Genomic DNA, 22,987 nt, shown 5'->3' on the forward strand with positions numbered 1-22,987 from the left:
CAGCGCCACCGGGGAGAGGTTCCCGGATGGCGGCTGGCGCCTTATCCGGGCTACCGGTCCGCTCCGGTTTGTAGCCCCGGTAAGCGCAGCGCGAGCCGGGAATTTTCCCTGAGGAGGCTTTGATGAATGAAACGGTAGCATTACGTCCTGGCAGCAGGTCATCGGCAAAAGAGGGAGTCGTTGATGACACCCTGGCGTCGCTGGAGGAGCTTGAACAACTGCACCCGGCTTTGAATCTGCTGGCGCACCCGTCAATCGACCATGGCAGCCATGATTTCTTTGTCTGTTGTTATGACGCGGGTGTACAGCATGCGCAGACCGGGGAGGATGAAACGGTAGCGGCGTTGCTGGGTTCGCGGACGCATGAGCAGCAAAGGAGCGGCCTGCTTTGCGCCGCCGCCGGGCATCTGGATGCGCTGCGCCAGCCGCTGACGCATAACCGTTTATGCGATCTCGCCGGGCAGATGTGCGCCAGCGTGGCGCAGGCTGATAGTGAATCGCGCAGCGGTTTCTACAGCGTACGCAGTATCTCGCTGCCGGTGTATCGACGATTGCTGCGGGACAGTCATTCGCACAGCGTTTGTTTACAGCAGTCGCTGCTGCATTTGCTGGCCTGGAAGAGTGAATCGCCGTGGGCGCGGCAGCAGGCGCAACGGCTGTTGTGGCAGGGCGGCGTTCTCGGCGAGAGAGGGGAGTTCGCGTTACTGACGCTGGATGATGAACTGCGGGAGCGGCAGGTCCGCTGGCCATCGTTGTGGTCGCTGCTGGCGGTGACCGGGTTTCTGGCCAGATTCCCGGCCGGGCCGCTGTTTGTTGATTAATCGCGCTCCGATAACGGAGCGCTAATCGTTAATTTGTCGCCGGATATTCCTGTACCGCCACGTGCAGGGTGATTTTCTTATCATCGCGCATGATGACCACCGGGATTTCTGAACCCGGGCGAATTTCTGCGACCTGGTCCATGGTTTCCAGCGCCGAAACCGCTGGTTTATCGTTCACCGAGATGATCACGTCATTAGCGCGGATCCCCGCCTGCGCCGCCGGGCCATCCGGGGCGACGTCATTGACGACGATCCCCTGGATCTGATCCATGCCGCCGCTCTGCGCATGCATCGGCGCGATCTCGCGGCCGCTGATCCCGATGTAACCGCGGATCACCCGGCCGTCACGGATCAGTTTATCCATGATTTTGGTCGCCAGCTGGAACGGGATGGCAAAGCCGATCCCTTCCGGCGTTTCGCCGTCATTGCTCTTATCGAATGACAGGGTGTTAATACCCATCAGTTCACCCAGCGAGTTGACCAGCGCGCCGCCGGAGTTGCCGTGGTTGATAGAAGCATCGGTTTGCAGGAAATTCTGCCGCCCGGTAGGGTTCAGGCCGATACGACCGGTCGCGCTGATGATGCCCTGGGTGATGGTTTGCCCGAGGTTATACGGGTTGCCTATCGCCAGTACTACATCGCCGATGTGTGGAACGCGTTTCGGGTTAATCGGGATGACCGGCAGGCCGCCGCTGGCGTTGATTTTGAGCACCGCCAGGTCGGTCAGGGTATCAGAACCGACCAACAGGGCTTCAAATACCCGTCCATCCTGCAAAGCGATGATTATCTGATCGGCATCGTTGATGACGTGCTTGTTAGTGAGGATATATCCGCGTTGGTCCATGATAACGCCGGATCCAAGCGTCAGCTGGTTATGGCTGGTGCTGTTCAGCGCGCGGTTATAGACGTTGACCACCGCAGGCGCGGCGCGTCTTACCGCAGCATTATAGCTGGCGGGCGATTCATCAGCGGTATCGCTCGGCGTCGCCGATGAGAGTTGCCACTGGCGCAGCGAAGGCATCGCCGCCAGCAGGATGCCGCCGACGATTAAACCGATAAGGACTGAACGTAAAAGCTTTCCTGGCATGATGCGAATATCGTTAATTAATGGGCAGGCGCAGCATAGCATGACTTATCCGGACATCGCACGACGCACGATGTCCGGAAGCAGCCGTCAGCGTAGCAGCAGATAAATGCTTTCGTTACCGCGCAGCACATTCAGCGCGATGACGGCCGGTTTGGTTTCCAGCACTTTACGTAGCTCGGCGATGGAACGCACGCGCTGGCGGTTGAGGCCGATAATCAGATCGTCTTTATGCAAGCCAACCTGCGACGCCGCGCTGCCTTTATCGACGTTATCGATGGTCACGCCCTTAGTGCCGTCTTTCAGCTGGCCATCGCTTAGCGCCGCTCCCTGCAGGGCCGGGATAATCAGATCGGCGCTGGCGGTGGAAGAGGTGCTCTTATCCAGCGTGACTTCGACATCCAATGGTTTGCCGTCGCGCAGTAGCCCCAGTTTTACTTTAGTGCCAGGGGCGGTAGTGGCGATACGCGAACGCAGCTCGGCGAAGCTGCTTAGCGGCTTGCCGTTCATGCTGACGATAACGTCACCGGATTTAATCCCCGCTTTTGCGGAGCCGGAATTGGCCAGGACTTCGCTTACGAAGGCGCCGCGCTGAGCGTTGATGTTCATCGCTTTGGCGATATCCGCGCTCATTTCCATGCCTTTAATGCCCAGCAGGCCGCGTTTGATTTCGCCGTATTGAATAAGCTGATCGGCGAGGGTCTTCGCCATGTTGCTCGGAATGGCGAAGCCGATGCCGATGCTGCCGCCGCCCGGCGCCAGAATGGCGGTATTAATGCCGATAAGCTCGCCGTTGAGATTCAGCAGCGCGCCGCCGGAGTTGCCGCGGTTAATTGAGGCATCGGTCTGAATAAAGTTTTCCAGCCCTTCGAGATTAAGGCCGCTTCGGCCCAGCGCGGAGATGATGCCGGAAGTGGCGGTTTGGCCGAGGCCGAAGGGGTTGCCGACGGCAACGGCGAAATCGCCGACGCGCAGCTTGTCGGAATCCGCGATGGCGATTTGCGTTAAATTGCTGGGTTTTAAAACCTGCAGCAGGGCGATATCGCTCTGCTCGTCGCTGCCGACCAGTTTGGCATCGAACTCGCGGCCATCGTTCAACTGAATGCTGATTTTCTGCGCCTGGCTTATTACGTGGTTGTTGGTCAGCACGTAGCCTTTGGCGGCGTCGATAATCACCCCTGAACCGAGGCCTTCAAACGGCTGCGCCTGCTCTTGCGGCGCGTTGTCGCCGAAGTATTTTTTCAGCTCTTCCGGCATATTCTGCACCGGCGAGGCGGTGCCTTCTACCTGCACGCTCACCACCGCAGGCAATACTTTTTCCAGCATCGGCGCGAGGCTCGGTAGCGCGCCCTGGCCTGGAACCTGGGTCGGCAGTGATGCCGCCGCCGGAGGCAGGACCGACAACGATAATCCAATGCTTAACGCTAACGCACTCAACAGCAAAGTCTGTTTCTTCATTAGATGCTGGCTCTCGTAACCTGAGGTGTATGGAAAAAACGTCCGAATGATTTGATGTTATTGAATTTTCGACCGGCTAACAATGCGGTCCGTGCTTAAATTGTAGCTGGGATGCAGGGGGAAGACGGGCGCGGAAGGCGCGCCCGGTAAATATTTTTACTCAGACAGCGGGATCAGTCGCGTTTCGCGCCACCGCGCAGCAGGCCGGATGCGCCTTCAGAATAATCGCGCGGCATCTGGACAGGCGCCTGATCGTTGCTGGCTTCGGACTCCGCCAGGCGATTGCGGAACGGATTAGCTTCCGCCATCGCGTCCGGCAGCAGGCTGCTGGAGCTTTTTGCCATGTGCTGATACAGCTGACGGTAGTCATCCGCCATGTTGTCCAGCAGTTCTGCGCTGCGCGCAAAATGGCTGACCAGCTCTTCGCGATACTCTTCAAGCTCTGCTTTATTCTTTTCCAGTTCGAACTGCAGCGCTTGTTGCTGACGCAATTTGCGGTTACCAAAACGCATGGCGACGGCACCGATGATGATACCGACGACTAATCCAATTAGCGCGTATTCCCAGGTCATGAACATCTCCCGTTGTTTTGTGGTTCCGTAGGGTGGCTGTTAGGCTCTCCGCCTGCGCCCGATAGTGCCACTATAACCGCTAATTCCACAGAAGTGGAATCCTGGCGTATCATCGCGTACTGTAGAACCGCCTTTTTTTCGTCAATCGTGCGTCACGGCGCCACGGTTTTCAAGGAATAACAATAAGATCATGCAAAGCCTGTCCCCAACATCGCGTTACCTTTTAGCTCTCAAAGAGGGCAGCCATCAACCTGACGACGTGCAACAAGAAGCGGTCAGCCGCCTCGATACCATCTATCGTGAACTGCAGGAAAAACCTGTAGCCGCAGCGCCCGCGGGCGGCGGTCTGCGGGCGAAATTCAGCAAACTACTCGGCAAGCGCGAACCGACGGCGGAAGCAACCGCCGTGCGTGGCCTGTATATGTGGGGCGGCGTGGGCCGCGGTAAAACCTGGCTGATGGATATGTTTTATCAAAGCCTGCCGGGCGAACGTAAACAGCGCCTGCATTTCCATCGCTTTATGTTGCGCGTGCACGAAGAGTTAACCACCCTGCAGGGGCATAGTGACCCGCTGGAGATCGTTGCCGATCGCTTTAAAGCGCAAACCGATGTGTTGTGCTTCGACGAGTTTTTTGTCTCCGACATCACCGATGCCATGCTGCTCGGCGGCTTAATGAAAGCGCTGTTCTCGCGTGGGATTACGCTGGTCGCTACCTCGAACATCCCGCCGGACGAACTCTACCGCAATGGTCTGCAACGCGCGCGTTTCCTGCCGGCGATAGACGCCATCAAACAGCACTGCGACATTATGAACGTGGATGCGGGGATTGATTACCGCCTGCGCACTTTGACCCAGGCGCATCTGTGGCTGTCGCCGCTCAATGGCGAGACCAGCCAGCAAATGGATAAGCTCTGGTTGGCGCTGGCGGGGGCCAAACGCGAGCAGATGCCGACGCTGGAAATTAACCACCGGCCGCTGCCGACGTTGGGCGTGGAAAACCAGACCCTGGCGGCTTCGTTTGATACTCTGTGCGTGGATGCGCGCAGCCAGCATGATTACATCGCGCTGTCACGCCTGTTCCACACCGTGATGTTGTTCGATGTGCCGGTGATGACGACGCAGCTCGAGAGCGAAGCGCGGCGCTTTATCGCGCTGGTGGATGAATTCTACGAACGCCACGTGAAGCTGGTGGTCAGCGCGGCGGTGCCGCTGTATGAGATCTATCAGGGCGAACGCCTGAAATTTGAGTTCCAGCGCTGTTTATCGCGCCTGCAGGAAATGCAAAGCGAAGAGTATCTGAAGCAGCCGCACATGCCCTGAATCCAGCCTTCTTCTCACGCTGAGAAAAACCTGCTGCAAATCACATAAAGGGGTCGATCTTTGGCCCCTACTTCTCTATAATCTTGCGACCCCACGTTACGAGAAGGTTTTTTTTCCCGAAATCTTCTATGTGCTGGCATAGGCTATTCGAAGGGGTAGGTTTGCCGGACTTTGTCGTGTGAACCTCAACTGACTAAACGTTTGGGTGTTCACCAACGTGTAACTTATTTATTTGGGTAAGCTTTTAATGAAAACTTTTACAGCTAAACCAGAAACCGTAAAACGCGACTGGTATGTTGTTGACGCGACCGGTAAAACTCTGGGCCGTCTGGCTACTGAACTGGCTCGTCGCCTGCGCGGTAAGCACAAAGCGGAATACACTCCGCACGTTGATACTGGTGATTACATCATCGTTCTGAACGCAGAAAAAGTTGCTGTAACCGGCAACAAGCGCGAAGACAAAATGTACTACCACCACACCGGCCACATCGGTGGTATCAAAGAAGCGACCTTTGAAGAGATGATTGCCCGCCGTCCTGAGCGTGTGATTGAAATCGCGGTTAAAGGCATGCTGCCAAAAGGCCCGCTGGGTCGTGCTATGTACCGTAAACTGAAAGTTTACGCTGGTAACGAGCACAACCACGCGGCACAGCAACCGCAAGTTCTTGACATCTAATCGGGATTATAGGCAATGGCTGAAAATCAATACTACGGCACTGGTCGCCGCAAAAGTTCCGCAGCTCGCGTTTTCATCAAACCGGGCAACGGCAAAATCGTAATCAACCAGCGTTCGCTGGAACAGTACTTCGGTCGTGAAACTGCCCGCATGGTAGTTCGTCAGCCGCTGGAACTGGTCGACATGGTTGAGAAACTGGATCTGTACATCACTGTTAAAGGTGGTGGTATCTCTGGTCAGGCTGGTGCGATCCGTCACGGTATCACCCGCGCTCTGATGGAGTACGACGAGTCCCTGCGTTCTGAACTGCGTAAAGCTGGCTTCGTTACTCGTGACGCTCGTCAGGTTGAACGTAAGAAAGTCGGTCTGCGTAAAGCACGTCGTCGTCCGCAGTTCTCCAAACGTTAATTGTTTTCTGCTCACGCAGAACAATTTGCGAAAAAACCCGCTTCGGCGGGTTTTTTTATGGATAAAACGGCTGTTATCCACAAAGAAATGGCCTGTTCTTACCACTTTTTCAGCATTTCCAGAATACCCTCACCACAACGTCCGCAAAATCTGGTAAACTATCATCCAATTTTCTGCCCAAATGCTGGTGGTTGTTCATTTTTTAGTTAATCAATGAACATATCGTCGCCGTGCGAATGGGGTTTATACATCTGGCTGGCCATGCGTGGTCGGCAGCAGTAAAAATTCTGAATATACCTGGAGGTTTTCATGGCTGTCGCTGCCAACAAACGTTCGGTAATGACGCTGTTTTCTGGTCCTACTGACATCTATAGCCATCAGGTCCGCATCGTGCTGGCCGAAAAAGGTGTCAGTTTTGAGATAGAGCACGTGGAGAAGGATAACCCGCCTCAGGATCTGATTGACCTCAACCCGAATCAAAGCGTCCCGACGCTGGTGGATCGTGAGCTCACTCTGTGGGAATCCCGCATCATTATGGAATACCTGGATGAGCGTTTCCCGCATCCGCCGCTAATGCCGGTTTACCCGGTGGCGCGTGGTGAAAGCCGTCTGTACATGCAACGTATCGAGAAAGACTGGTATTCGCTGATGAATACCATCCAGACCGGTACCGCGGCCCAGGCTGATGCCGCTCGTAAGCAGCTGCGTGAAGAACTGCAGGCGATTGCGCCGGTCTTTACTCAGAAGCCTTACTTCCTGAGCGACGAATTCAGCCTGGTCGATTGCTACCTGGCTCCGCTGCTGTGGCGTTTGCCGGTTCTCGGCGTAGAACTGGTGGGTGCTGGCGCGAAAGAGCTTAAGGGCTATATGACTCGCGTCTTCGAACGTGATTCTTTCCTCGCTTCTTTAACTGAAGCCGAGCGTGAAATGCGCCTCGGCCGGGGCTAAATAATGGATGTATCACAGCTGACGCCGCGTCGCCCGTACCTGCTGCGGGCGTTCTATGAGTGGCTGCTGGATAACCAGCTGACTCCGCACCTGGTCGTCGATGTGACGCTGCCAGGCGTTCTCGTGCCGATGGAGTACGCTCGCGACGGCCAAATCGTTCTGAACATTGCGCCGCGTGCGGTGGGCAATCTGGAACTGGCGAATGACGAAGTGCGCTTTAACGCTCGCTTCGGCGGCGTACCGCGCAACGTTTCCGTGCCGCTGGCTGCGGTACTCGCTATCTATGCCCGTGAGAACGGCGCAGGAACGATGTTTGAACCTGAAGCGGCCTATGACGAAGATGTCAGCAGCCTCAACGATGATGACGTTGCGCCTGAGAGCGAAAACGAAACGGTGATGTCGGTGATTGATGGCGATAAGCCGGATAATCACGATGACGATCCTGACGATACGCCACCGCCGCCGCGCGGTGGTCGTCCGGCGCTGCGCGTTGTGAAGTAATTCCTGACAGGCCCTCCGGGGCCTGTTTTTTTGCCCACGCTTAACCACGATCAAGCATAAAAAAGCCCGGTGGCGTTAACCATCGGGCTTTTATGCGCTGAGACTCAGGCTTTAATCAGACTTCAAGGTAATTGAGGATACCGTCCGCCGCTTTGCGGCCTTCGGCAATCGCCGTTACCACCAGGTCTGAACCGCGAACGATATCGCCGCCGGCAAAGATTTTCGGGTTGCTGGTCTGGAACGCGTTGTCGCTGCCTTCCGGGGCGATGATGCGGCCCTGAGAATCCAGCTCGACGCTATGCTTCGCCAGCCATTCCATGCTGTGTGGACGGAAACCAAACGCCATCACCACCGCGTCTGCGGGCACCACGTGCTCGGAACCGGCGACGATTTCCGCGCGGCGGCGGCCTTTCGCATCCGGCTGGCCCATTTCGGTGCGCGCCATTTTCACGCCGCACACTTTGCCGTTGGCGTTCACTTCCACGCCCAGCGGCTGGACGTTGAACTGGAATTCGACACCCTCTTCACGCGCGTTTTTCACTTCACGTTTGGAGCCTGGCATGTTTTCTTCGTCACGGCGATAGGCGCAGATAACGTGCGCCGCCCCCTGACGAACAGAGGTCCGCACGCAGTCCATCGCGGTGTCGCCGCCGCCGAGAACCACCACGCGTTTGCCTTCCATACTGACGAACGGTTCGTGCGCCGTTTCGCCAAAGCCCATGATCTGTTTGGTGTTGGCGATAAGGAACGGCAGCGCGTCATACACGCCGTTGGCATCTTCGTTTTCCAGTCCGCCGCGCATGGACTGGTAGGTGCCCACGCCCAGAAATACCGCGTCGTACTCTTTCAGCAGCTCGTCGAGCTGGACGTCACGACCCACTTCGGTATTGAGCCGGAATTCAATCCCCATGCCGGTGAAGATCTCGCGGCGGCGGGTCATCACCTCTTTTTCCAGCTTAAACGCCGGGATGCCGAAGGTCAGCAGACCGCCGATTTCCGGATGACGATCGAAGACGATAGCCTTCACGCCGTTGCGGGTCAGCACATCCGCGCAGGCCAGGCCTGCCGGACCGGCGCCGATAATGGCGACGGTTTTTCCGGTTTGCTTCACGCCGGACAAGTCCGGACGCCAGCCCATCTCAAACGCCTTATCGTTGATATAGCGTTCAATGTTGCCGATGGTCACCGCGCCGAACTCATCGTTCAGGGTGCAGGAACCTTCGCACAGGCGGTCCTGCGGGCAGACGCGTCCGCAGACTTCCGGCAGGGTGTTGGTCTGATGCGACAGCTCCGCCGCTTCAAAAATACGCCCCTCGTTGGCCAGTTTCAGCCAGTTAGGGATGTAGTTGTGCACCGGACATTTCCATTCGCAGTACGGGTTGCCGCAGGAGAGGCAGCGATCCGCCTGCGCCTTGGCCTGGCCTTCTGAAAACGGCTCGTAAATTTCTACAAATTCAATTTTACGGATCTTCAGCGGTTTCTTTGGCGGATCAACGCGCTGCAGGTCGATAAATTGGTATACGTTCTGACTCATCTTAACCCCTTACTGCGCCTGCACCCGCAGCTCAGCTGCGGAACGACTACGGTGACCCAACAGTGCTTTAACATCGCTGGACTTCGGTTTAACCAGCGCAAACTTCGCCGCGAAGGCCGGCCAGTTGGCGAGGATCTCTTCGCCGCGCTGCGAACCGGTAAGCTGGACGTGTTCGGTAATTAAGCCGCGCAGGTGCTCCTCATGGATAGCCAGCGTGTCCACGTCCAGAACTTCCACCAGTTCGGGGTTAACGCGTTTACGGAAGTCGCCATCTTCATCCAGGACGTAAGCAAAGCCGCCGGTCATACCCGCGCCGAAGTTCACGCCGGTTTTCCCCAGGATACAGACAATACCGCCGGTCATGTATTCACAGCCGTTGTCGCCGATGCCTTCCACCACGGTGATGGCGCCGGAGTTACGTACCGCAAAGCGTTCGCCCGCGCGTCCTGCCGCGTACAGACGACCGCCGGTTGCGCCATACAGACAGGTGTTGCCAATGATGCTTGCTTCATGGCTACGGAAGGCGGAGCCGACCGGAGGACGAATCGACAGCAGACCGCCCGCCATGCCTTTACCCACGTAGTCGTTGGCGTCGCCGGTCAGGTGCAGCTCAACGCCGCCGGCGTTCCAGACGCCGAAGCTCTGGCCCGCGGTACCGCTAAAGTGGGCGGTAATCGGGTCGGCGGCCAGCCCCTGGTCGCCGTGAGTCTGGGCGATATAACCGGACAGCGACGCCCCAACGGAACGGTCGGTGTTGCGAATATCGAACCAGAACGTTTTGCTCTGTTTGTTATCCACATACGGCTTCGCCTGCTGCAGCAGCTGCGCGTTGAGCACGCCGTTATCGAACGGCGGGTTGCTCTCGGTGCAGTACAACGCCTTGCCTGGCAGCGGCTCAGCGGTTTCCAGCAGCTTGCCGAGCTCCAGTTTCTGCTGTTTCGCCGTAAAGCCTTCCAGTTCTTTCAGCAGGTCGGTGCGGCCGATCAGGTCCACCAGACGCTTCACGCCCAGCTGCGCCATCAGCTCGCGGGTTTCGCGGGCGATGAATTCAAAGTAGTTGGTCACTTTGAACGGCAGGCCGTGGTAGTGGTTCTTACGCAGTTTGTCGTCCTGGGTCGCCACGCCGGTGGCGCAGTTGTTCAGATGACAGATACGCAGGTATTTACAGCCCAGCGCGACCATTGGGCCGGTGCCGAAGCCGAAGCTTTCCGCGCCAAGGATCGCCGCTTTGATGATATCGAGGCCGGTTTTCAGGCCGCCGTCTACCTGCAGGCGAATTTTATGACGCAGACCGTTGGCGACCAGCGCCTGCTGGGTTTCCACCAGGCCAAGTTCCCACGGACAGCCGGCATATTTCACCGATGAGAGCGGGCTCGCCCCGGTGCCGCCATCGTAGCCGGCGATAGTGATAAGGTCTGCGTAGGCTTTCGCCACGCCGGTGGCGATAGTGCCGACACCCGGTTCGGAAACCAGTTTGACGGAAATCATCGCCTTCGGATTGACCTGCTTGAGGTCGAAAATCAGCTGCGCCAGATCCTCGATAGAGTAAATATCGTGGTGCGGCGGCGGGGAGATCAGCGTCACGCCAGGTACCGAATAACGCAGTTTGGCGATATAAGGCGTCACTTTGTCACCCGGCAACTGTCCGCCTTCACCGGGTTTCGCGCCCTGGGCGACTTTAATCTGGATCACGTCGGCATTCACCAGGTAGGCTGGAGTAACGCCGAAACGACCGGAAGCCACCTGCTTAATACGCGAGACTTTGTTGGTGCCGTAGCGCGCCGGGTCTTCACCGCCTTCACCGGAGTTGGAGAAGCCGCCGATGCTGTTCATCGCTTCCGCCAGTGATTCGTGCGCTTCCGGGCTCAGTGCGCCGATCGACATGGCCGCGGTATCGAAGCGTTTAAACAGCTCTTTCGCTGATTCCACCTCATTGATGCTTACGGCTTCATCGCCTGGGTTGAGCGCCAGCAGATCGCGCAGCGTGGCCGCCGGGCGTTCATTAACCAGCTTCGCGTATTCCTGATAATCACGGTATTCGCCGCTCTGAACCGCCTGCTGCAGGGTGCGAACGACGTCCGGGTTATAGGCGTGATATTCGCCGCCGTGGACATATTTCAGCAAGCCGCCCTGAGCCAGCGGTTTACGCGCCAGCCATGCGCGTTTCGACAGATTCAGCAGGTCCTGCTGGAAATCGTCGAAACCGGCGCCGCCGATGCGGCTCACTACGCCCTGGAAGCAGAGGTCGGCCACGTCGCGATGCAGACCGACCGCTTCGAACAGCTTCGAGCAGCGGTAGGAGGCGATGGTCGAGATCCCCATCTTCGACATGATTTTGTACAGGCCTTTGTTGATGCCGTTACGGTAGTTCAGCATCACCGCACGGTATTCTTTATCGATAGCTTTGCTATCTACCAGCTTCGCCAGGGTTTCATAAGCTAGATACGGATAGATAGCCGTCGCGCCAAAGCCCAGCAGCACCGCAAAGTGGTGCGGGTCTCGGGCGCTGGCGGTTTCGACGATGATGTTAGCGTCGCAGCGCAGGCTCTTATCGACGAGGCGCGTCTGGATGGCGCCAACGGCCATCGGCGCCGGTACCGGCAGACGATCTTTCGCGATGTTGCGGTCGGACAGCACCAGCAGTACGGTGCCGTTACGCACCATCTGTTCCGCTTTATCGCACAGCGCTTTTACCGTCTCGGCCAGCGTGGTTTCGTTGGCATCAAAGGTAATATCCAGGGTGTCGGCGCGATAGTGCTCCTCTTCCATGGTGGTCAGCTGTTTAAAGTCTGAGTACAGCAGGATCGGCGATTTGAAGCTCAGGCGGTGCGCCTGGCCTTCCGCTTCGCAGAAGACGTTCATTTCACGGCCGATACTGGTAGCCAGCGACATCACGTGCGCTTCACGCAGCGGATCGATAGGCGGGTTTGTCACCTGGGCGAACTGCTGGCGGAAATAATCGTAAATGATACGCGGCTGGCTGGAGAGCACGGCGAATGGGGTATCATCGCCCATCGAACCGACCGCTTCCTGGCCATTTTCCCCAAGGACGCGCAGGACGGAGTCCAGCTCTTCGGCGCTGTAGTTAAACTGTTTCTGGTAGCTGGCGAGCGTGTCATCATCCAACTGACGGCTGCCGACTTCTTCTTCCGGCAGGTCTTCGAACGGCACCAGACGGCGGACGTTTTTCTCCATCCACTCTTTGTACGGATGGCGGCTTTTCAGATCGTTATCGGTTTCCGCCGAGTGCAGAATACGCCCGCTGCGGGTATCGATGACCATCAGCTCGCCAGGCCCAACGCGGCCTTTTTCCATCACCTCATCCGGCTGGTAGTCCCAGATACCGACTTCAGACGCACAGGTGATGAGTTTGTCTTTAGTGATGACGTAGCGCGCCGGACGCAGACCGTTACGGTCGAGGTTACAGGCGGCGTAGCGGCCGTCGGACATGACGATGCCCGCCGGGCCGTCCCACGGCTCCATATGCATGGAGTTAAAGTCGAAGAACGCGCGCAGCTCCGGATCCATGTCCGGGTTATTCTGCCAGGCTGGCGGTACCAGCAGGCGCATCGCGCGGACGATATCCATCCCGCCTGCCAGCAGCAGTTCCAGCATATTATCCATCGAGCTTGAGTCAGAGCCGGTTTCATTGACGAACGGCGCGGCGTCATGCAGATCGGGGATCAGCGGGGTCTGGAATTTATAGGTACGTGCGCGGGCCCACTGGCGGTTACCGGTGATGGTATTGATTTCACCATTGTGCGCCAGATAGCGGAACGGCTGCGCCAGCGGCCAGCGCGGTACGGTATTGGTGGAGAAGCGCTGGTGGAACAGGCAGATGGCGGATTCCAGGCGCAGGTCCGCGAGGTCCAGGTAGAAGCGCGGCAGATCCGCCGGCATACACAGACCTTTATAGATATTAACCAGGTTCGACAGGCTACAAACGTAGAAATCTTTGTCTTCCTGCAGGCGCTTTTCAATGCGACGGCGGGCGATGAACAGACGGCGTTCCATATCGCGCGGACGCCAGCCTGCCGGGGCGTTAACAAAAATTTGTTCAATACGAGGCAGCGAGGAGAGGGCGATTTCACCGAGTACGCCTTCGTTAGTTGGCACATCGCGCCAGCCAACGATAGACAATGTTTCGCGTTGCAGCTCTTCTTCAACGATACGGCGCGCAGCGCTTGCCAGCTCGGGGTCTTTATTCAGGAACAGCATCCCGACGGCGTAGTTTTTGGCTAAGCGCCAGCCGCGCTCTTCCGCCACAATCCGGAAGAAACGATCGGGTTTTTGTAACAGCAGGCCGCAACCGTCGCCGGTTTTACCATCGGCAAGGATCGCGCCGCGGTGCTGCATTCGGGCCAGTGCGTGTATAGCGGTGCGCACTACCTTGTGGCTAGGTTCGCCTTCTATGTGGGCGATCAGGCCGAAACCACAGTTATCCCGCTCAAGGGATTTGTCGTACAACATATCAGTGAACCTCCCCAGGCTCTACGGGACGCCCCCTTAATCGATTGCGCGCAAGGCACAGCAAGAGCATGGCGACGGGGTAAGGGCATCTTTGCCTACCTCGCATTCGCCCTCTTTAAATCCTTTTCGCATCGGTACACAAGTTTGAGGACTTGCTATTAAGAGGGAATCTCAATTACTGCATAAATATGATGAGCAGAGCGCTCATCCAGAAAGCTTCCAGCGGATTCCCAACTTATCGAGAATCCACACTTACGTCAAATGGCAATCTTATTTATACAAAAGTGTGCTAAGAGGTGTTTAATATTATGATTTTAAAAAGAATTGTTGTTTTTTTAAAGGCATATAAACTCTCAGGGATGCGTAATCTAGTGTGATCTGTCTCACTATATCCGCAGCCTAAGATTACCTTTCTGTGCTGAATTGTTTTTTTATAGCAGAGTATTTGACTACTGGTATTCTTAATGGCAGGAAATAAAACTGTTTTTTGCTGCGACAAAGATAATTGAAACTCAGCATTGAAGTATAAGTAAATGTTATTACCGCGGGTGTGAATGAAACCGCGTTTATTTTGATTGATTATGCAATTAGGTAAGCGGCCGCGCTGACGATTGATCCAGGTCATCGCCGTCGGAGGCTAAAAATGGCAGGCTTGGCCCCTTTCTTGAGGCCGGTCTATCAGATTATGCAGTTACAAAAATTAGTCAACATGTTTGGTGGGGATCTTACGCGCCGCTACGGCGAAAAGGTACATAAACTGACGCTGCATGGTGGATTTAGCTGCCCGAATCGCGATGGCACAATCGGCCGCGGCGGCTGCACATTTTGTAATGTCGCCTCCTTCGCCGACGAGGCCCAGCAGTACCGTTCGATTGCCGATCAACTGGCGCACCAGGCGCAGTTGGTTAACCGAGCGAAACGCTACCTTGCTTATTTCCAGGCCTACACCAGCACCTTTGCCGAAGTACAGCTGCTGCGTTCAATGTATCAGCAGGCGGTGAGCCAGGCGAATATCGTTGGGCTGTGCGTCGGCACCCGTCCCGACTGCGTTCCCGATGCGGTGCTGGATCTGCTCAGCGAATATCGGGAGCAGGGCTATGAAATCTGGCTGGAGCTGGGATTGCAGACCGCGCATGATAAAACGCTGCATCGTATCAATCGCGGCCATGACTTTGCCTGCTACCAGCGCACCACCCGACTGGCGCGCGAGCGCGGATTAAAGGTCTGCGCGCATCTTATCGTCGGCCTGCCGGGCGAAACCCAGCAGCAGTGCCTGCAAACCTTGCAACGGGTAGTCGAAACCGGGGTCGATGGCATCAAGCTGCACCCGTTGCACATCGTGACCGGCAGCATCATGGCGAAAGCCTGGCAGGCGGGGCGCCTGAACGGTATTGCGCTGGATGATTATACGGTCACCGCCGGTGAGATGATTCGCCATACCCCGCCGGAGGTGATTTATCATCGCATCTCGGCCAGCGCCCGTCGCCCGACGCTCCTGGCGCCGCTGTGGTGCGAAAACCGCTGGACCGGTATGGTCGAGTTGGACAAATACCTTAATACCCATGGCGTTCAGGGGTCGGCATTGGGGACGCCGTGGGTCCTGCCCGCCTGATGTTCCACTTCCTTAACGGCTGATTACCGCCGCATTTTTTGCACAACTTACAGCGTAATGTTCAGAATTGGGTATTATTGTGCGGAGTTGGCGATAAGGAATCCTTCATGAAGCAAATTCGTATGCTGGCGCAGTACTATGTCGATCTGATGATGAAGTTAGGTCTGGTGCGCTTTTCAATGCTGTTGGCTCTGGCGCTGGTGGTGCTGGCTATCGTGGTGCAGATGGCCGTCACGATGGTGCTGCATGGGCAGGTTGAGAGTATCGATGTTATCCGCTCTATATTCTTCGGGCTGCTGATTACCCCCTGGGCGGTCTATTTTCTGTCGGTGGTGGTCGAACAACTGGAAGAGTCGCGCCAGCGGCTCTCGCGGCTGGTGGAAAAGCTGGAAGAGATGCGCGAGCGCGATCTTAAGCTTAACGTGCAGCTCAAGGACAATATCGCCCAGTTGAATCAGGAAATTGGCGAACGTGAGAAAGCGGAAGCGGAACGTGAAACCACGCTGGAACAGCTGAAAATAGAGATGAAAGAGCGTGAAGAGACGCAGATTCAGCTGGAACAACAGTCCTCCTTCCTGCGCTCTTTCCTTGATGCCTCACCGGATCTGGTTTTCTATCGTAACGAAGATAAGGAGTTCTCCGGCTGTAACCGGGCGATGGAGCTGTTGACCGGAAAAAGCGAAAAGCAGCTGATTCACCTCAAGCCGCAGGATGTCTATAGCGAAGAAGCCGCGGTAAAAGTGCTGGAGACCGATGAGAAAGTCTTCCGCCACAATGTCTCGCTAACCTACGAACAATGGCTCGATTATCCCGATGGGCGTAAAGCCTGCTTTGAGATCCGCAAGGTCCCCTACTATGACCGCGTGGGCAAGCGCCGTGGCCTGATGGGCTTTGGTCGCGATATTACCGAGCGTAAGCGCTATCAGGACGCGCTGGAGCGCGCCAGCCGGGACAAGACCACCTTTATCTCAACCATCAGCCACGAGCTGCGTACGCCGCTCAACGGCATCGTTGGGCTCAGCCGCATCCTGCTGGATACTGAACTGACCAACGAGCAGGAAAAATATCTGAAAACTATCCATGTTTCAGCGGTGACGCTAGGGAATATCTTCAATGATATTATCGACATGGATAAAATGGAGCGGCGTAAAGTGCAGCTCGATAATCAGGAAGTGGACTTCACCAGCTTCCTTGCCGACCTGGAAAACCTCTCAGGCCTGCAGGCGCAGCAGAAAGGTTTACGCTTTGTGATGGAGCCAACCCAGCCGCTGCCGCATAAAGTGGTAACTGATGGTACGCGCCTGCGGCAGATCCTGTGGAACCTGATCAGCAATGCGGTGAAGTTTACCCAACAGGGCAATGTCACCGTGCGCGTCCGCTATGACGAAGGCGATATGCTGCACTTCGAAGTTGAGGACTCCGGTATCGGTATCCCACAGGCGGAGCAGGACAAAATTTTCGCCATGTATTATCAGGTGAAAGACAGCCACGGCGGTAAACCGGCAACCGGTACCGGGATTGGCCTGGCGGTGTCGCGCCGTCTGGCGCGTAATATGGGCGGCGATATCAGCGTGACCAGCCAGCCGGGGCAGGGGGCGACGTTTACCCTGACCGTACACGCGCAGGCGGTGGCTGATGAAGTCGAAGATACGCTGGCCGAAGACGATATGCCGCTGCCGGCGCTGAACGTGCTGCTGGTGGAAGATATCGAACTGAACGTGATTGTCGCCCGTTCGGTGCTGGAAAAATTGGGCAACAGCGTGGACGTGGCGATGACCGGTAAAGCCGCGCTGGAGATGTTCGAACCCGGCGAATACGACCTGGTGTTGCTGGACATTCAGCTACCGGACATGACTGGCCTCGATATCTCGCGACAGCTAAAACAGCGCTATGCCGCCGATGAGCTGCCGCCGCTGGTGGCGCTGACCGCCAACGTCCTGAAGGATAAAAAAGAGTATCTTGATGCCGGCATGGACGATGTGCTGAGCAAGCCGCTGTCGGTACCCGCATTAACCGCAATTATTAAGAAGTTCTGGGATGCGCCGGAAGACGATGGCCATGAGCCGCCCGCGGTGGATGTGGCGAAATCGGCATCGGTACTGGATACCGACATGCTGGAACAATATATCGAGCTGGTGGGGCCGAAGCTGATTACCGACGGGCTGGCGGTGTTCGAGAAGATGATGCCGGGCTACATGTCCGTGCTGGAATCGAATCTCACCGCGCGCGACCAGAAAGGTATCGTCGATGAAGGCCATAAAATTAAGGGCGCGGCGGGGTCGATAGGCTTGCGCCATATCCAGCAGTTGGGGCAGCAGATCCAAACGCCAGATTTACCTGCCTGGGAAGACAACGTCGGTGAGTGGGTGGAAGAGATGAAATCCGAGTGGCAAAACGATGTTGCGGTACTGAAGGCCTGGATTGCGGCGGCGGATAAAAAATGACCCCGGATAAACCGGGGTGCGCGAATACTGCGCCAACACCAGGGAACTGGTTGTTGAGCCAGGATTGTTCGAGTGATTTTTTTACACGGCGCAACCTGAGGATTTGGCTTGCTCGCTCATTAAGATAGCAAACCATAAATATTTTGTTACGTGAATCGGTAAAATATGTGAAGCATAGCGAGTAAATCAAAATTATTTACTTGTTTCATAGAGTTGCGCTAAGGGGTTAGCAAGATGAAGAAGATTGGCGTGGTACTAAGCGGCTGCGGTGTTTACGACGGCGCAGAAATTCATGAAGCGGTCATTACCCTGTTGGCCATTGCGCGTCGCGGCGCGCAGGCGGTTTGCTTTGCGCCGGATAAGGCGCAAAGCGACGTGATCAACCATCTGACCGGCGAAACGATGGCGGAAAGCCGCAACGTGCTGATTGAAGCGGCGCGCCTGGCGCGCGGCGCTATTCATCCTTTGGCCAGCGCCCGCGCGGACGAGCTGGATGCGCTGATTGTGCCCGGCGGCTTTGGCGCGGCGAAAAACCTGAGTAATTTTGCCGCCCAGGGGAGTGAGTGCGCGGTTGACCGCGATTTGCAGACGCTAACGCTGGCGATGCACGAAGCGGGTAAGCCGCTGGGCTTTATGTGTATCGCGCCGGCGCTGTTGCCGAAGATTTTCCCGACGCCGCTGCGGATAACCATCGGTACCGATCCGGATACTGCCGAGGTGCTGGAAGAGATGGGCGCGGAGCACGTGCCGTGCCCGGTTGACGACATCGTGGTCGATGAAGACAACAAAGTAGTGACTACGCCTGCTTATATGCTGGCGCAGAATATCGCCGAGGCCGCCAGCGGTATTGAGAAACTGGTCGATCGCGTACTGGTTCTCGCTGAATGAGTAAGCGTGTTGCGCCGCTGGCGATGATCAAGCGCCTGCTGTTACGCCTGGCGCTTATCTGCGTGGTGTTCTGGGGCGGCGGTATCGCCTTATTCAGCGTCCTGCCGGTGCCGTTCTCAGCGGTGATGCTGGAGCGCCAGGTTAGCGCCTGGTTCTCCGGTGATTTTCATTATGTCGCCCATTCTGATTGGGTTGGGATGGACGAGATTTCCCCCTGGATGGGGCTGGCGGTGATTGCCGCTGAAGATCAGAAATTCCCCGACCACTGGGGTTTTGACGTGCCGGCAATCGAAAAAGCGCTGGCGCACAACGAACGGAATGAAAATCGAATTCGCGGCGCGTCGACGCTCTCTCAGCAGACGGCGAAAAACCTGTTTTTATGGGATGGCCGTAGCTGGTTGCGCAAGGGGCTGGAAGTGGGCTTGACCGTCGGTATCGAAACGGTCTGGAGCAAGAAACGCATTCTCACCGTGTACTTGAATATTGCCGAGTTTGGCGACGGTATTTTTGGTGTTGAAGCGGCGGCCCAGCGCTATTTTCATAAGCCGGCCAGCCGTTTAACCCCTGCAGAGGCCGCGCTGCTGGCGGCGGTATTACCGAACCCGATTCGTTTTCGCGCCGATGCGCCGTCAGGCTATGTTCGCAGCCGACAGGCGTGGATCCTGCGCCAGATGCGTCAGTTAGGCGGCGAAGGCTTTATGCAGGCCAATAAGCTGCATTAACCGCGATCCCGCCGGGAGATGATTAGTCTTCATCAAACCCGGCGTTGAACAGCGCAATCACCGCCGCCAGCGCTTCGACTTCCTGCGGGCCGCTGGCCTCAACCTCAATTTGGCGTCCTTTGGCGGAATCCAGCATCAGCAGGGCGATAACGCTGTTGGCTTCCGCCTCCGTGCCTTCGTCGTTGCGTAGCAATACTTCCGCATCGAAATTCTGCATCAGCTCGAAAAGCTTCATTGCCGGGCGCGCGTGCATACCCAGCTTGTTGGTGATTTCAACGGTTTGCTTGACGGTCATGATTTACGTTTTTCCAGCGTCCGGTGACGAGATTGTACGTTCTTACCGCGCGAGCGGAAGTAGTCAGCCAGCTGTTCGGCAATATAGACCGAGCGATGCTTACCGCCGGTACAACCAATGGCCACCGTCAAATAGCTGCGGTTATTGGTTTCCAGCATTGGCAACCATAGCTCAAGATAGCTACGCGTCTGATAAATAAAGTTATGCACTTCCGTATGGCGATCGAGGAAGGCGGCAACCGGTTTATCGAGGCCGGTCATCGGGCGCAGCTTTGGATCCCAGTGCGGGTTTGGCAGGAAGCGGACGTCAAAGACGTAATCGGCATCGATAGGGATACCGTGTTTGAAGCCGAATGATTCAAACACCATCGTCAATTCACGCTCGCGTTTACCTAACAGGCGAGTACGCAGCATCTCGGCCAGTTCATGCACCGACATTTCGGAAGTATCGACGATCAGATCCGCACGGGAGCGCAGCGGCTCGAGCAGATCGCTCTCTTCGTCGATCGCGCTTTCGAGCGACAGATTCTTGCTGGAGAGCGGATGCAAGCGGCGGGTATCGCTGTAACGGCGGATCAGGGTGTTGCGGTCGGCATCAAGGAACAGCAGCTGCGGGGAGAAGGATTCCGGCAGATTCTGCATCGCTTGTTCAAAGATTTCCGGTGATTCCGGCATATTACGCACGTCAATGCTGACGGCCGCGGAGATATCGCGGTCGGCCAGCGTTCGCGCCAGCTCAGGCAACAGCACTACCGGCAGGTTATCCACACAGTAGAAGCCCATATCTTCCAGCGCTCGCAGGGCGACGGATTTCCCCGAGCCAGAGCGGCCGCTGACGATCATCAGTACCATGTACCGTTTCTCCTCAGTACGATAAAGGTTAAGTCGCGACTCACGTTAAGCGTCATCGCTGCTTCCTGCTTCGGTGATGATCTCATACAACTCTTCATCGCTCACCGCAGCGCGCAGGCGACGGCAGATGGTTTTGTCCGCCAGACGTTTGGCGACCAGCGAGAGCGTATGCAGATGGGTTTTGGTTTGATCGGCCGGCACCAGTAGCGCAAACAGCAGATCGACCGGCTGATTGTCGATCGCATCGAAGGCGATCGGCGTTTCCAGCTGCACAAAGACGCCAACGGCGCGCAGGGTATCCTCTTCAAGCTTGCCGTGAGGGATCGCAATGCCGTTGCCGATTCCGGTACTGCCCATTTTTTCACGGGTCAGGATCGCTTCAAAGACCACCTGCGGCGGTAAACCTAGCTGCTTCGCCGCCAGTTCGCTGATGATTTCCAGCGCGCGTTTCTTGCTCTGGCAGTGAACCTGGCTACGGGTACAATCCTGGTTAAGGACATTGCTCAGTTGTAGAGCGGAATCGTTGTTCATCATAATTTCACCTGAGCTGCCCTTATCCGCGGGCTGCGGATAAGGGCGATCGCCCGGACAATTAGTGTTGTTTCAGTTTATCTTTATGTTTTGTTAACTGTCTTGCCAGCTTATCGATAAGACCATCGATAGCGGCATACATATCCTGCCCTTCCGCACTGGCATGGATTTCGCCACCGTTGACATGCAAATTGGCGTCCGCGATTTGCGTCACCTTCTCTACTTTTAACACAATATAGACCTGGTTGATCCTATCGAAAAACTGCTCCAGTTTGCTGAACTTCGTGGTAACGAAGTCGCGCATAGCAGGAGTGATCTCGACGTTGTGTCCTGTAATGTTGAGCTGCATAGTGTCTTCCTTATCGGTTGTGTCAGACCAGTTGTTTGCGCTGGTTTGACGGCGGAATGGATAAAGACTCTCGGTACTTAGCAACAGTGCGTCGCGCCACCATAATACCCTGATCGGAGAGCATGGTGGTGAGCTTGCTGTCGCTCAACGGCTTCGCGGGGTTCTCCGCGGCGATTAACTTCTTCACCAGCGCGCGAATGGCGGTAGACGAGGCTTCGCCGCCGCCTTCGGTATTGACGTGGCTGGAAAAGAAATACTTCAACTCAAAAATACCGCGTGGACTGTGCAGATATTTTTGCGTGGTAACGCGTGAAATTGTTGATTCATGCATCTCGACGGCCTGGGCGATGTCCGCCAGCACCATCGGTTTCATAAATTCTTCGCCCTGCTCAAAGAAGGCCTGCTGTTGCTCGACGATGCAACGGCTCACGCGCAGCAGGGTATCGTTACGGCTCTCAAGGCTTTTAATCAGCCAGCGGGCTTCCTGCAGGTTGCTGCGGATAAACTGGCTGTCGGCGTCGTTGCGCGCATTATTGCCCATCGCCGCGTATTGCTGATTGATTTTCAGCCGCGGAATGCTGTCGGAATTGAGTTCGACGACCCAGCGGCCGCTGACTTTACGCACCAGCACATCCGGGATCACGTATTCCGGCTCGCTGGTTTGAATGGACTGCCCCGGGCGCGGATCCAGCGACTGGATCAGGCAAACCGCCTCTTTCAGAACGTCTTCTTTCAAGCGGGTGACGCGCATCAGGCTGCGGAAATCATGGTTGGCCAGGAGATCAAGATGCTCGCTGATGATCAACCGGGCTTCTTCCAGCCATGGTGTCTCTTTGGCAAATTGTGAAAGCTGGATCAGCAGACAGTCACGGAGATCCCTGGCGGCGACGCCGACCGGATCGAAACGCTGCACGCGTTTGAGTACCGCTTCCACTTCCTCAATGCCAATTTCATCATCTTCGATACTATCGACAATGTCCTGAATGGGAATAGTAAGGTAACCGGTATCGTCAACGGCATCGACGATGGAGGTGGCAATCGCGCGGTCGGTATCGGTGAAAGGCGTGAGCTCAACCTGCCACATCAGATAATCCTGCAGGCTCTGGGTGGTTTCACCCTGATAGATCGGCAGTTCATCGTCCTGGTAGTCGACGCCATTACCCGACGGCGTGCCGGCGGTGTAGATTTCATCCCAGCTGGCGTCCAGCGGAAGCTCATCCGGCATCTCTTTTTGTTCGAGCGCGTCGACGGTATCCAGAGATTCGCGGTCCTCGGCTTCTGTGGTCTCAACCTCTTCGTGAAGATCGGTTTGCTCAAGCAACGGGTTACTCTCCAGCGCCTGCTGGAGTTCTTGCTGGAGTTCTAACGTGGACAGCTGCAACAAGCGGATAGCCTGCTGCAGTTGGGGCGTCATGGCAAGCTGTTGGCTTAGCCTTAATTGCAAACCTTGCTTCATGTTCAGGGTCAATATCTCCGGCTAAAACGTCTATAACCTCTACCCT

20 protein-coding genes are annotated in these 22,987 nt (G+C 56.3%); 10 read left to right on the forward strand and 10 right to left on the reverse strand.

All coding sequences use genetic code 11. The features are described from left to right. Positions 1–122 precede the first annotated feature (122 nt). The gene (locus ABLV17_RS14880; RefSeq protein ID WP_213316680.1) at positions 123–821 is read left to right on the forward strand and encodes a hypothetical protein; all 699 of its coding nucleotides are present in this window, start codon (positions 123–125) and stop codon (positions 819–821) included. Positions 822–849: 28 nt separating this feature from the next. Here the strand turns inward: ABLV17_RS14880 and degS are convergent, their stop codons facing one another. The 3 genes from degS to zapG form a co-directional block, all read right to left on the reverse strand. Next, positions 850–1,908 (reverse strand): outer membrane-stress sensor serine endopeptidase DegS, encoded by a 1,059-nt coding sequence (gene degS / locus ABLV17_RS14885; RefSeq protein ID WP_015703614.1) that lies wholly within the window; start codon positions 1,906–1,908, stop codon positions 850–852. 87 nt (positions 1,909–1,995) lie between these two features. Continuing rightward, the gene (gene degQ / locus ABLV17_RS14890) at positions 1,996–3,363 is read right to left on the reverse strand and encodes a serine endoprotease DegQ (protein WP_308957720.1); all 1,368 of its coding nucleotides are present in this window, start codon (positions 3,361–3,363) and stop codon (positions 1,996–1,998) included. A gap of 173 nt (positions 3,364–3,536) precedes the next feature. Further along, entirely contained in the window at positions 3,537–3,935 is a 399-nt protein-coding gene (gene zapG, locus ABLV17_RS14895; RefSeq protein WP_015703613.1) for a Z-ring associated protein ZapG, read from the reverse strand. Between the two features lie 190 nt (positions 3,936–4,125). Here zapG and zapE point away from each other — a divergent pair, with 190 nt between their 5' ends. From zapE to sspB, 5 genes are all read left to right on the forward strand, one after another. Then, the gene (zapE, locus tag ABLV17_RS14900; protein ID WP_213793689.1) at positions 4,126–5,256 is read left to right on the forward strand and encodes a cell division protein ZapE; all 1,131 of its coding nucleotides are present in this window, start codon (positions 4,126–4,128) and stop codon (positions 5,254–5,256) included. A 247-nt stretch (positions 5,257–5,503) separates the two neighbouring features. Further along, complete coding sequence (gene rplM, locus ABLV17_RS14905; RefSeq protein ID WP_002918559.1) at positions 5,504–5,932, forward strand: 50S ribosomal protein L13; 429 nt, start codon at positions 5,504–5,506, stop codon at positions 5,930–5,932. 15 nt (positions 5,933–5,947) lie between these two features. Next, positions 5,948–6,340, forward strand: a complete 393-nt coding sequence (gene rpsI, locus ABLV17_RS14910; protein ID WP_000829818.1) for a 30S ribosomal protein S9 — start codon at positions 5,948–5,950, stop codon at positions 6,338–6,340. A 309-nt stretch (positions 6,341–6,649) separates the two neighbouring features. Further along, a complete protein-coding gene (sspA, locus tag ABLV17_RS14915; protein WP_015369483.1) occupies positions 6,650–7,288 on the forward strand; it encodes a stringent starvation protein SspA in 639 nt (212 codons plus the stop codon). 3 nt (positions 7,289–7,291) lie between these two features. Further along, positions 7,292–7,789 (forward strand): ClpXP protease specificity-enhancing factor, encoded by a 498-nt coding sequence (sspB, locus tag ABLV17_RS14920; RefSeq protein ID WP_045394985.1) that lies wholly within the window; start codon positions 7,292–7,294, stop codon positions 7,787–7,789. A 115-nt stretch (positions 7,790–7,904) separates the two neighbouring features. On the opposite strand, the gene gltD is transcribed toward sspB, so the two are convergent. Both gltD and gltB read right to left on the reverse strand, forming a co-directional pair. Beyond that, positions 7,905–9,323, reverse strand: coding sequence for a glutamate synthase subunit GltD (gene gltD / locus ABLV17_RS14925; protein WP_087859936.1), 1,419 nt, complete (start codon positions 9,321–9,323; stop codon positions 7,905–7,907). Positions 9,324–9,332: 9 nt separating this feature from the next. Continuing rightward, entirely contained in the window at positions 9,333–13,793 is a 4,461-nt protein-coding gene (gene gltB, locus ABLV17_RS14930) for a glutamate synthase large subunit (protein WP_072050360.1), read from the reverse strand. 685 nt (positions 13,794–14,478) lie between these two features. Here gltB and ABLV17_RS14935 point away from each other — a divergent pair. The 4 genes from ABLV17_RS14935 to mtgA all read left to right on the forward strand — a co-directional run bounded on the left by ABLV17_RS14935 (position 14,479) and on the right by mtgA (position 19,459). Continuing rightward, positions 14,479–15,405, forward strand: a complete 927-nt coding sequence (locus ABLV17_RS14935) for a TIGR01212 family radical SAM protein (RefSeq protein ID WP_213316678.1) — start codon at positions 14,479–14,481, stop codon at positions 15,403–15,405. A 107-nt stretch (positions 15,406–15,512) separates the two neighbouring features. Further along, a complete protein-coding gene (gene arcB / locus ABLV17_RS14940) occupies positions 15,513–17,849 on the forward strand; it encodes an aerobic respiration two-component sensor histidine kinase ArcB (protein WP_087859934.1) in 2,337 nt (778 codons plus the stop codon). Positions 17,850–18,083: 234 nt separating this feature from the next. Then, positions 18,084–18,737, forward strand: a complete 654-nt coding sequence (gene elbB / locus ABLV17_RS14945) for an isoprenoid biosynthesis glyoxalase ElbB (RefSeq protein WP_087859933.1) — start codon at positions 18,084–18,086, stop codon at positions 18,735–18,737. Further along, entirely contained in the window at positions 18,734–19,459 is a 726-nt protein-coding gene (mtgA, locus tag ABLV17_RS14950) for a monofunctional biosynthetic peptidoglycan transglycosylase (protein WP_113373140.1), read from the forward strand. Before elbB ends, mtgA begins: the two co-directional genes overlap by 4 nt. 22 nt (positions 19,460–19,481) lie before the next feature. Here the strand turns inward: mtgA and npr are convergent, their stop codons facing one another. From npr to rpoN, 5 genes are read right to left on the reverse strand one after another with little or no spacing between them, the layout of a single operon-like run. Next, positions 19,482–19,754 carry a PTS phosphocarrier protein NPr gene (gene npr, locus ABLV17_RS14955; RefSeq protein ID WP_002918431.1) on the reverse strand — a complete coding sequence of 91 codons (273 nt, stop codon included), beginning with the start codon at positions 19,752–19,754 and terminating at the stop codon, positions 19,482–19,484. Beyond that, on the reverse strand, positions 19,751–20,605 hold the full coding sequence (gene rapZ / locus ABLV17_RS14960) for an RNase adapter RapZ (RefSeq protein ID WP_015369491.1): 855 nt from the start codon (positions 20,603–20,605) through the stop codon (positions 19,751–19,753). The genes npr and rapZ overlap by 4 nt, the downstream gene beginning before the upstream one ends. A gap of 45 nt (positions 20,606–20,650) precedes the next feature. Continuing rightward, positions 20,651–21,139 carry a PTS IIA-like nitrogen regulatory protein PtsN gene (gene ptsN, locus ABLV17_RS14965; protein WP_015369492.1) on the reverse strand — a complete coding sequence of 163 codons (489 nt, stop codon included), beginning with the start codon at positions 21,137–21,139 and terminating at the stop codon, positions 20,651–20,653. 58 nt (positions 21,140–21,197) lie between these two features. Beyond that, a complete protein-coding gene (gene hpf, locus ABLV17_RS14970) occupies positions 21,198–21,485 on the reverse strand; it encodes a ribosome hibernation promoting factor (RefSeq protein ID WP_004125711.1) in 288 nt (95 codons plus the stop codon). A 22-nt stretch (positions 21,486–21,507) separates the two neighbouring features. Next, on the reverse strand, positions 21,508–22,941 hold the full coding sequence (rpoN, locus tag ABLV17_RS14975) for an RNA polymerase factor sigma-54 (RefSeq protein WP_047044697.1): 1,434 nt from the start codon (positions 22,939–22,941) through the stop codon (positions 21,508–21,510). Positions 22,942–22,987: the final 46 nt, after the last annotated feature.

Origin of the sequence: Klebsiella sp. CN_Kp091 (assembly GCF_040065095.1) — a bacterium.
GTDB classification, from domain to species: Bacteria; Pseudomonadota; Gammaproteobacteria; order Enterobacterales; family Enterobacteriaceae; genus Klebsiella; species Klebsiella aerogenes.

Coding starts and splice junctions, on each gene's coding strand:
- ABLV17_RS14880 (WP_213316680.1), top strand. CDS start 123: ATGAATGAAACGGTAGCATTACGTCCTGGCAGCAGGTCATCGGCAAAA.
- degS (WP_015703614.1), bottom strand. CDS start 1,908: ATGCCAGGAAAGCTTTTACGTTCAGTCCTTATCGGTTTAATCGTCGGC.
- degQ (WP_308957720.1), bottom strand. CDS start 3,363: ATGAAGAAACAGACTTTGCTGTTGAGTGCGTTAGCGTTAAGCATTGGA.
- zapG (WP_015703613.1), bottom strand. CDS start 3,935: ATGACCTGGGAATACGCGCTAATTGGATTAGTCGTCGGTATCATCATC.
- zapE (WP_213793689.1), top strand. CDS start 4,126: ATGCAAAGCCTGTCCCCAACATCGCGTTACCTTTTAGCTCTCAAAGAG.
- rplM (WP_002918559.1), top strand. CDS start 5,504: ATGAAAACTTTTACAGCTAAACCAGAAACCGTAAAACGCGACTGGTAT.
- rpsI (WP_000829818.1), top strand. CDS start 5,948: ATGGCTGAAAATCAATACTACGGCACTGGTCGCCGCAAAAGTTCCGCA.
- sspA (WP_015369483.1), top strand. CDS start 6,650: ATGGCTGTCGCTGCCAACAAACGTTCGGTAATGACGCTGTTTTCTGGT.
- sspB (WP_045394985.1), top strand. CDS start 7,292: ATGGATGTATCACAGCTGACGCCGCGTCGCCCGTACCTGCTGCGGGCG.
- gltD (WP_087859936.1), bottom strand. CDS start 9,323: ATGAGTCAGAACGTATACCAATTTATCGACCTGCAGCGCGTTGATCCG.
- gltB (WP_072050360.1), bottom strand. CDS start 13,793: ATGTTGTACGACAAATCCCTTGAGCGGGATAACTGTGGTTTCGGCCTG.
- ABLV17_RS14935 (WP_213316678.1), top strand. CDS start 14,479: ATGCAGTTACAAAAATTAGTCAACATGTTTGGTGGGGATCTTACGCGC.
- arcB (WP_087859934.1), top strand. CDS start 15,513: ATGAAGCAAATTCGTATGCTGGCGCAGTACTATGTCGATCTGATGATG.
- elbB (WP_087859933.1), top strand. CDS start 18,084: ATGAAGAAGATTGGCGTGGTACTAAGCGGCTGCGGTGTTTACGACGGC.
- mtgA (WP_113373140.1), top strand. CDS start 18,734: ATGAGTAAGCGTGTTGCGCCGCTGGCGATGATCAAGCGCCTGCTGTTA.
- npr (WP_002918431.1), bottom strand. CDS start 19,754: ATGACCGTCAAGCAAACCGTTGAAATCACCAACAAGCTGGGTATGCAC.
- rapZ (WP_015369491.1), bottom strand. CDS start 20,605: ATGGTACTGATGATCGTCAGCGGCCGCTCTGGCTCGGGGAAATCCGTC.
- ptsN (WP_015369492.1), bottom strand. CDS start 21,139: ATGATGAACAACGATTCCGCTCTACAACTGAGCAATGTCCTTAACCAG.
- hpf (WP_004125711.1), bottom strand. CDS start 21,485: ATGCAGCTCAACATTACAGGACACAACGTCGAGATCACTCCTGCTATG.
- rpoN (WP_047044697.1), bottom strand. CDS start 22,941: ATGAAGCAAGGTTTGCAATTAAGGCTAAGCCAACAGCTTGCCATGACG.